This is a genomic window from Herbaspirillum sp. SJZ106 (assembly GCF_006715495.1).
Classification (GTDB): domain Bacteria; phylum Pseudomonadota; class Gammaproteobacteria; order Burkholderiales; family Burkholderiaceae_D; genus Herbaspirillum.
Map to the genome: position 1 here is coordinate 521,043 of NZ_VFNI01000004.1, position 9,772 is coordinate 530,814.

2 protein-coding genes are annotated in these 9,772 nt (G+C 68.9%); both read left to right on the top strand.

Annotated elements, in window-relative coordinates:
* Window positions 1-54 precede the first annotated feature (54 nt).
* Window positions 55-1,050 carry a TauD/TfdA family dioxygenase gene (locus tag FB598_RS15465; RefSeq protein WP_141916015.1) on the top strand — a complete coding sequence of 332 codons (996 nt, stop codon included), beginning with the start codon at window positions 55-57 and terminating at the stop codon, window positions 1,048-1,050.
* The coding region (locus FB598_RS15470; protein ID WP_141915036.1) for a non-ribosomal peptide synthetase at window positions 1,047-9,772 on the top strand (8,726 nt) is incomplete at its 3' end. The genes FB598_RS15465 and FB598_RS15470, both read left to right, overlap by 4 nt.

Below are 9,772 nucleotides of genomic sequence, written 5' to 3' on the forward strand. Positions count from 1 at the left end.
ATCGCCTTGATCACCGCTACTACCGCCACCATCGATACCCCCTCCCTGGCGCCGCTGGTCTTCAGCCGCCATCCCCGTCCCGACGCCGGCAGGGACGCCTTGCCGGTGCTGCTGCAGCCGCTGCACCCCGGCCAGACGCTGGCCCAGGCCGGGGACGCGCTCTGCGGCCAGATCGAGGCGCATCTGCGCAGCGTCGGCGGAGTCTTGTTGCGCGGTTTCGAGGTGCCCAGCGTGGCCGACTTCCAGCAGTTCGCCGCCAGCTTCGGCGATCCGCTGCTGCGCTACGAATTCGCCTCCACACCGCGTTCCTCGGTGGCCAATGGCATCTATACCTCCACCGAATATCCGGCCCACCAGCACATCCCGCTGCATAACGAGCAGGCCTACACGCGTGAATGGCCGATGCGCATCTGGTTCCATTGCGTGACCGCCTCGCCGGCAGGGGGCGAAACCCCGATCGCCGACAGCCGCGCGATCTATCGCAGGATGCCCGCGGCCATTCGCGAACGCTTCGCCCAGGGTCTGCTCTACGTGCGCCACTACAGCCACGACTTCGACCTGCCATGGCAGGACGTCTTCGGCATGGAGACGCGCGCCGAAGTGGAAGCCTTCTGCCGCCGCCAGCATATCGAGTGGCAATGGCTGGACGACGATGGCCTGCGTACGCGCCAGCGTTGCCAGGGCGTGGAGCGCCACCCGGTCACCGGCGAGATGGTCTGGTTCAACCAGGCGCACCTGTTCCATGCCTCCAACCTGGCGCCGGAAGTGCGCGCATCGCTGATCGACCTGGTCGGAGAAGAGCAGTTGCCGCGCAACGTCTGCTGGGCCGATGGCAGCGCCATCGACGACGCCATCCTCGACCAGGTGCGGGAAGTGCTGGCCGCCGAAACAGTGATGTTCCCGTGGCAGCCGGGCGACGTCCTCATGCTCGACAACATGCTGGCGGCCCACGCCAGAACGCCGTTCTCCGGCCCGCGCAAGGTGGTGGTGGCGATGTCGCGCTCCCATACCAATCTCGACTGCTCTTTCCCCTCGATTACCACGCCATGACGATTACCGCAGATTCCCCCGACCGCGCCGCTCACATCGTCGCCCGCCTGTTCCAGCTGGCGCAGACGCGCCCGCATGACCTGGCGCTGACCACGGTCAACGCCGAAGGCGAGCGCGCCTTCACCTACGCCGAGCTGGCCGACGCCGTGCGCACGCTGGCCGCGCGCCTGCAACAGCGCCATGCACCGGGCGCGCGCGTCTTGCTGCTGCTGGACAACGACCATCACTACGTCATCGCCTTCTTCGCCTGCCTGGCCGCGGGCCTGATCGCGGTGCCGCTGCACCGCCCGGAATCGATGCGCCAGCAGCACCTGCAGCGCCTGGCCGGGATCGCCGACGACGCCGGCGCCACCTGCTGGCTGGTCACCGCCGCCGTGCGCGACGCCTTGCAGGCCGCGGCTGCGCCGCTGGCAGGGCAGGCCACGATGCTGGCCGTCGATGCGCCGCAGGCCGGGGAGGGCGTCTTCCGTGAACACGCGATTGCTCCCGCCGACGTCGCCTTCCTGCAATACACCTCTGGCTCCACCTCGCGCCCCAAGGGCGTGATGGTCACCCACGCCAACCTGATGGCTAACGAAGCCGCCATCGAGGAGCGCCTGGGCGTGCGCAGCGATGATGTGTTCGTCAGCTGGCTGCCGCTCTACCACGACATGGGCCTCATCGGCGGATTGCTGCAGCCGCTGTACCGCGGCATCCCGGTGGTGCTGATGTCGCCGGCCTTCTTCCTCGAACGTCCGATGCGCTGGCTGGAAGCCATTGCGCGCCATCGCGGCACCATCAGCGGCGGTCCCGATTTCGCCTATCGGCTGTGCGTGGACCGCATCCGCGGCGAGCGTGCGGCGGGGCTGGATCTGTCCTCGTGGCGGGTGGCGTTCTCGGGCGCCGAACCGGTGCGCCACGATACCCTGCAGGAGTTCATCGACAGCTTCGGCAAGATCGGCTTTGCCGCCGACGCCGTCTATCCCTGCTATGGCCTGGCCGAATCGACGCTGCTGGTCACCGGCGGCCAGCGCGGCCGGGGCATGCAGGTCACAGCGTTCGATGCCGAGGGCTTGCGCCAGGGACGTGCCGATGCCATTGAGGCCATTGATACCATTGATGTCATCGATGCGGCGCCGCAGGCGGTCCATCTGGTGGCCTGCGGCATCTCGCCTACCGGCCATGCCTTGCGCATTGCCGATCCGGCCACCGGCGCCGCGCTGGCCGACGGCCAGGTCGGCGAGATCTGGGCCGCGGGCCCCAGCATTGCCGCCGGTTACTGGCGCCGCCCGGACGACAGCGCCCACGCCTTCGTCGAACTGGACGGCCAGCGCTGGCTGCGCACCGGCGACCTGGGATTCTGCCGCGCGGGCGCCTTGTTCGTCACCGGCCGCAGCAAGGACATGATCATCGTCCGTGGCCAGAACGTATATCCGCAGGACATCGAGCGCGCCATCGAGAGCGAGGTCGAACTGGCCCGCAAGGGCCGCGTGGCGGCTTTCGCCATCCCGCGCCAATGGCATCCGCAGGGCGTGGAAGGCATCGGCGTGGCGCTGGAAATCTCGCGCGGCGTGCAAAAGATGGTCGCGCCGCAGCAACTGGTGGAAGCGCTGCAGGAATGCATCGTACAAACCTGCAACGAGGCCGCCAGCGTCATCGTGCTGCTCAATCCGGGGGCCTTGCCCAAGACCTCCAGCGGCAAGCTGCAACGCAGCGCCTGCCGCGATGGCTGGCGCACGCAGAGCCTGGATGCCTATGCCATCCAGGCCTTTGGCCGTCTGCAGGGAGGCGCCGGGCAGACGCCTGCCGTCTCTCCAGCGGCCGCTGGCGACAGCCCGGACACCGCCGCTCTGCGCACCCTGTGGGAGCGCGTGATGCACACCCCGGCGCTGGCCGGGCAGTCGCATTTCTTCCGCCAGGGCGGCAATTCGCTCAAGGCGGTGCAGCTGGCGGCGGCCATCGGCGAGCACTGGCAGATCGATTTTCCGGTGCGCCTGATCTTCGAATACCCGCAGCTGGAGCAACTGGCCCAACAGTTGCAGACAGTACGCCAGAACGCGCCGCGCCAGGCGCCTGCCGTCATTGCGGCCCTGACCGAGACCCAGCGCCAGGCGGGCCTGCCGCTGTCGCCGGCCCAGCATTCGCTCTGGACCACCTGGCAGCTCGCCCCCGACAGCCCGGCCTACAACATGCCGGGCATCCTGCATCTGCAAGGCGCGCTGGATGTGGCGGCGCTGCGCCGCAGCCTCGATGACCTGGTCGCGCGCCATGCCATCCTGCGCACGGTGTATCGCGTGCAGTCCGACGGTATGCCAGTACAACTGGCCCTGCCGGCCCGCCCCGGCATACTGGAAGTGTTGGGCGACATGTCCGTCGATGCGACGCAGGCGCGCGCATGGCTGGAACAGCGCGCCCGCCTGGCGTTCGCGCTGGCGCAGGAGATTCCCTTGCGCGCCTGCCTGGTGCGCATCGATGAACAGCGTCATGCGCTGGGCATCACGCTGCACCACATCGCCGCCGATGGCCAATCCCTGCCGGTATTGCTGCAAGACCTGTGCGCGCTGTATGCGTCGCATAGCCAGGGCCAGCCACTGCCGGCCGCGCCCGAGTTGCAGTTCAGCGATTACACCGTGTGGCGCCAGCAACAGCTGGACAGCGCAGAGATCGCGCGCCAGTTCGACTACTGGCGCACCCAGCTGGGCAGCGAGCACGAAGCGCTGCCGCTGCCGGACGGCCGCCGTCAGGCTTGCTCCGAAGAGGGCCTGCCCGAGGCGCGCCATGCGTTCACGCTGCCGGCCGACATCACACGGGCGCTGCGCGAATTGTGCGCGGCACAGGGCTGCTCGCTATACATGGGCATGCTGGCCTTGCTGGACCTGGTGCTGTATCGCGCCACCGGTTGCAGCGATCTGCGTGTGGGCGCGCCCATGGCCGAACGCAGCCATCCGCAGACGCGCGCCATGATCGCCTATCTGCTCAACCTGCAGGTGCTGCGCACCCGTCTGGACAGCCGGCTCGGCTTCGACGCCTTGCTGCGCCAGGTGCGCGAGACGGTGCTGGCGGCGCGCCAGCACCAGGATGTGTCCTTCGACATGGTGGTGCAGGCCCTGCAACCGGAGCGGCAGCCGCATGTGCATCCGCTGTGCCAGGTCAAGTGCACCGAACGCGAAGCCTTGCCGGTGTGGCAGGCAGGCGCGCTGTCGTTGCAGCTGGAGGAATTGAGCGGGGGCGAGGCCCACTTCGATCTGAGCCTGGATTTCAGCCTGGAGGGCGAGGAGCTACGCTGCCTGTTCGCCTACGCCAGCACGCGCTGGACGCAAGAAGAGATCGGCCAGATGGCGGTCGCCCTGGGCGGATTCGCCGCCCAGGTCTGCGCGGCGCCGGCATTGCCCCTGGGCCGCCTGTCGTGGCCAGCGGCGCCGGCGCCGCTGCTGGCGCCGCCGGCCGAGTGCGCGGCCATCGACAGTCAGGGCGATGTGATTGCGCTGTGGCTGGCCCATGCCGGGCGCGCACCGCAGGCGCTGGCGGTGGCCGATGAGCGGGTCAGCCTGAACGCGCAGCAGTTGCGCGCCCAGGTCGAGCAGTTGGCGCGCCGGATGCGCGCGCTGGGTGTGCGCGCCGAAGATCGGGTGGCCATTGCCAGCGGCCGGCAGGCCGAGTTCGTCGTCGCCGTGCTGGCCTGTCTGCGCGCTGGCGCCTGCTATGTTCCGCTGGACCCACAGTTGCCGGACGAGCGCCTGGCCTATCAGCTCGCCGACAGCGGCGCCTGCCTGCTGCTGGCCACGCCCGAGGCTGCGCGCCTGCGCAGCTTGCCGGGTGCGCCGGCGCAATACCTGGCGATTCCCTCGGCCACTGTCAGCGCCGAAGAGCCGACGACGCTACAGGAAGACTGGCCCGCGGCACACCCGCAACAGGCGGCCTATCTGATCTACACGTCCGGCTCCACCGGTCGCCCCAAGGGCGTGGCGGTGAGCCGTGGCGCGCTGGGCAATTACGTGCAGGCGCTGCTGGCGCGTCTGGCGCTGCCGCCAGGCGTGCGCAGCATGGCCATGGCCTCGACGGTGGCGGCCGACCTGGGCCATACCACCTTCTTCGGCGCCCTGTGTTCCGGCCGTGCGCTGCAGCTGCTGCCGGCCGAGGCTGCCTTCGATCCGGCGCAGTTCGCCGCCTTCATGCAGGAGCGCGCCGTCGATGTGCTCAAGATCGTGCCCAGCCACCTCCAGGCGCTGCTGCAATCTGCGCAGGCCGCGCAGATCCTGCCGCGCCATACGCTGGTCGTCGGTGGCGAAAGCACCAGCCCGGCCTTGCTGCAACATATCTGCGCGCTGCGCCCGGACTGCCGGGTGGTTAACCACTATGGCCCGACCGAAACCACGGTGGGCGTGCTCACCCAGTTGCTGGGCGCCGATCAGCCTTTGCCGCTGCCGTTGGGCCAGCCATTGGCGCAGCTGAGCCTGCAGGTGCTCGATGCCGATCTCAACCCGGTGCCGCGCGGGGCGGCGGGCGAACTGTATATCGGCGGCGCCGGTCTGGCACGCGGCTACCACGGCAAGCCGGGCGCCACGGCCGAGCGCTTCATCGCCGATCCGGCCGGCCGCGGCGCGCGCCTGTACCGCAGCGGCGACAAGGTCAGGCTGGATCGCGCCGGACGGCTGGTCTTCCTGGGCCGTATCGACGATCAGGTCAAGATTCGCGGCTACCGTGTCGAACCGCAGGAAATCGGCGCGGTCCTGCGCACCCAGGCGGGCGTGAGTGCGGCTGAAGTGCTGGCCGTGCCTGGTCCCGAGGAGCGTCTGCAACTGTGCGCCTATGTGGTCGGCAGCGCCGATCCGGCGGTTCTGCGCAGCGCCTTGGCGGCACGCCTGCCCGACTACATGGTGCCGGCCCACTTCGTGGCGCTGGCGCAGTTGCCGCTCACGGCCAATGGCAAGATCGACCGCAAGGCCTTGCCGTTGCCGCAGGAGGGCAGCCAGGGCAGCGCAGAACTGCCCCGGCAGGATAGCCCGCAAGAGGGCGCCGAAAGCGTGATCGCGGCGATCTGGGAAGAGGTGCTGGGGGTGGCCCAGGTGAGCCGTCATGATAATTTCTTCGCCCTCGGCGGCGATTCCATCCTGACGCTGAAGATCGTTGCGCGCCTGCGCAAGGCCGGCTGGCGCATCACGCCGCGCCAGCTGATGCAGACGCAGGATCTGGCCGCCGCCGCCGCGCTGGCGGTGCCGCTGGAGGCCCAGGGCAGTGCGCCCGCCGCCGCACTGGCGGCGGCAGCGGAAGGCCCGCGCCCGTTGCCGCTCACCCCGATCCAGCAATGGTTCTTCCAGCATCACGCGCAGCCGCCGGCCCACTGGAACCAGAGTGTGCAGCTGGAAGGTCCGGCCGACACCCCGGTCGATCGACTGCGCCATGCCGTCGACCAGTTGGGCCATCTGCATGAGGCGCTGCGCCTGCGCTTCCGCCGGAGCGATGCCGGTGCCTGGCAGCAAACGGTGGCGCCGCATGCAGGTGAATGCTTCGAGACCCAGCAAGTGGCCGACGCGGCTGCGCAGCAGGCGGCGATTGCGCGCGCCCAGCGCAGCCTCGATCTGTCGCAGGGGCCGCTGTGGCGGGGGCTGTGGCTCACGCGGCCGCGCCAGTCGCACGGCACGCTGGTGCTGATCGCGCATCACCTGGTGGTCGATGGCGTGTCATGGCGCATCCTGCTGGAAGATTTGCTGAATCTGCTGCAAGGCGCGGCGCTGCACGAGAGCAGCAGCGGCTTCGGCGCCTGGGCCAGCGCCGTGGCGGCGGCCCGCCTGAGCACTGCGGAGCAGGCCCACTGGCAAGCACTGGCGTCGACCGGCGACGAGGATCTGCGCTGCACCCCGGCGCACAGCGTCGGCAAGCGTGCCGACAACACCATCGCCCGCAGCGCGCGCGAAGCCGTGGTGCTGGATCGCGCGAGCACCGCCTTCCTGCTTGGCGAGGCCCATGCCGCCTACCGCACCCGCATCAACGACATCCTGCTGGCCGCTGCCGCCCAGACGCTGTGCGAATGGGCGCAGCGCGATCGCATCCTCATCGAGGTCGAAGCGCACGGCCGCGAGGAATTGCCCGGCACCAGCGGGGACGCGCCGGATCTGAGCCGCACCGTGGGCTGGTTCACCGCGCTCTGCCCGGTGCAGCTGACGGTCTCCGGCAGTGCGCCGGCCATCTTGCTGACGCAGACCAAGGAGCAACTGCGCCAGTGGCCCGGCCAGGGCCTGGGCTATGGTCTCTGGTGCAGCCAGAGCGGGCAGGCCGGCGTACAGCCGCAGGTGAGCTTCAATTACCTGGGCCGCTTCGATGCGCTGCCCGAGGCCTCGGGCTGGCAGATGCTGCCACGCACGGCGGCGCTGGCCGGTCTGGAGCGCGATCCGGCCAGCCTGCGCCGCTGCCTGCTGGACCTCACGGCCATGGTCGCCAATGGCCAGCTGCATCTGGAATGCCTGTATTGCAGCGCCTTGCACCAGCAACCCGAGATTGCCGCATTTCTGCAGCAATACCTGCAGAACCTGCGTGCGCTGCTGGCCCATTGCGCCGAGGTGCGCGGCCTGGCCACACCGTCTGATTTTCCGCTGGCGCGCCTGCAACAGTCCCAGCTCGACATCCTGATGCACAGCCTGCCGGCCGAACGTGTCGCCGATCTCTATCCGCTCTCGCCGATGCAGGCCGGCTTGCTGTTCCACGCCATGCTGGCTCCGCAGGGCGGCGCCTATCTCAACCAGTTGCAGGTGCGCCTGCACCGCCTGGAAGCGGCGCGCTTCCGCCAGGCCTGGCAGACCGTGCTGGAACGTCATGACATCCTGCGCAGCGGCTTCCTCGTGCACAGCGATCAGCCGCTGCAATGGGTGGCCCAGCACGCCATGCTGGCCATCGACGAATACGACTGGCGCCAGCGCCCCGATCTGGATTCGGCCCTGCAGGCGCTGGCCGCCACCGAACACGCGCGCGGCGTCGATCTGCAGCATCCGCCGCTGATGCGCCTGAGCCTGGTGCGGGTGGCAGATCAGGAGCATCACCTGATCTGGACCCGCCATCACCTGCTGCTGGACGGCTGGAGCACCCAGCAACTGATCGGCGAAGTGCTGCGGCTCTACCGGGGCGCGGTTCTGCCCACGCCGACGCTGCGTTATCGCGACTACATCGCCTGGCTGCAGCAGCAGGACCGCAGCAGTGCCGAGCAATTCTGGCGTGCGCAATTGGCTGGCGTCGAAGGCCCGACCAGCCTGGTCAATGCGCTGCCGCCCCTGCAGCCGCCGGGCCGGGGCCAGGGCAGTTGCCACGCCACGCTGGACCTGCTGGCCACAGCGCGCCTGCAGAGCTTCGCACGCGAACATCAGTGCACCCTCAACACCCTGGTGCAGGCGGCCTGGAGCCTGGTGCTGGCGCGTTATTGCGGCCAGTCCACGGTGGTCTTCGGCGCGACCGTCGCGGGCCGCCCCAGCGAACTGGAAGGTGCGGAGGATCTGCTGGGCCTGTTCATCAATACCGTGCCCATCGTGATCCGCCTGCAGCCGGAGATGACAGTGCAGGCCCTGCTGCAGACGCTGCAGGCCAGCAATCTGGCCGTGCGCGAGTTCGACGGCACGCCGCTCTATGACATCCAGGCCTGGGCCGGCCGCGCGGGACAATCGCTGTTCGACAGCATCCTGGTGTTCGAGAACTATCCACTGGATCTGGCCCTGCAAGCCGAGCAGCAGCAGGGCCTGCGCCTGGAGGTGCTGCACAACCGCGAAGAGACCCATTACCCGCTGACCCTGATCGCCACGCTGACCGAACGGCTGCAGCTGGAGTGGCGCTACGACGCCGCGCTCATCGCGCCCGCCAGCGCGCAGGCGTTGCGTCAGCTGACCGAGTCGCTGCTGTTGCAATTGGCCGGACATCTGCACCGGCCGCTGGCCGAACTGGCCTGTCAGAGCCCGGCAGAACAGGCGGCAGTGCTGGCCTTGTCGCGTAATTCGCAAGTTCATGAGACCGGCAATGTGCTGGCGCTGATCGAAGCGCAGGTGCAGGCGCATCCCGGGCGGTCCGCCTTGCGGGTGCCGCATACCGGGCAAACGCTCGATTACGGCCAGCTCAATGGCCGCGCCAACGCGCTGGCGCAGTGGCTCATGGCACAGGGCGTCACGCGCGATCAGCGCGTGGGCGTGTGCATGGAGCGCTCGGAAGAGATGGTGCTGGCGCTGCTGGCAATCATGAAGGCGGGCGCGGCCTATGTGCCGATGGATCCCGACCATCCGCCCCAGCGTCTGCGCTATTTCATCGAAGACAGCCGCACCAGCCTGCTGTTGACCCACGCCGCCGCACGGGGCCAGTTACCGGAAGTTCCCGCTTGCCGTATCGTCGATGTGGCGACACTGGCTGATCTGCCGCCTGCCCACAATCCTGGCCTGGAGATCCACCCCGAACAGTTGGCCTACGTCATCTACACCTCCGGCTCCACCGGCCAGCCCAAGGGCGCGGCGAACCGCCATGGCAGCCTGCACAACCGGCTGGCCTGGATGCAGGCGGCCTATCAACTGGGCCCCGATGACCGCGTACTGCAGAAGACGCCCTTCGGTTTCGATGTCTCGGTCTGGGAATTCTTCTGGCCCTTGATGACCGGCGCCGAACTGGTCATGGCCGCCCCCGGCGAGCATCGCGATCCGGCACGGCTGGCTGCGCTGATCGGCGAGACCGGCATCACCACCTTGCACTTCGTGCCGTCGATGCTGCAGGCTTTCGTCAA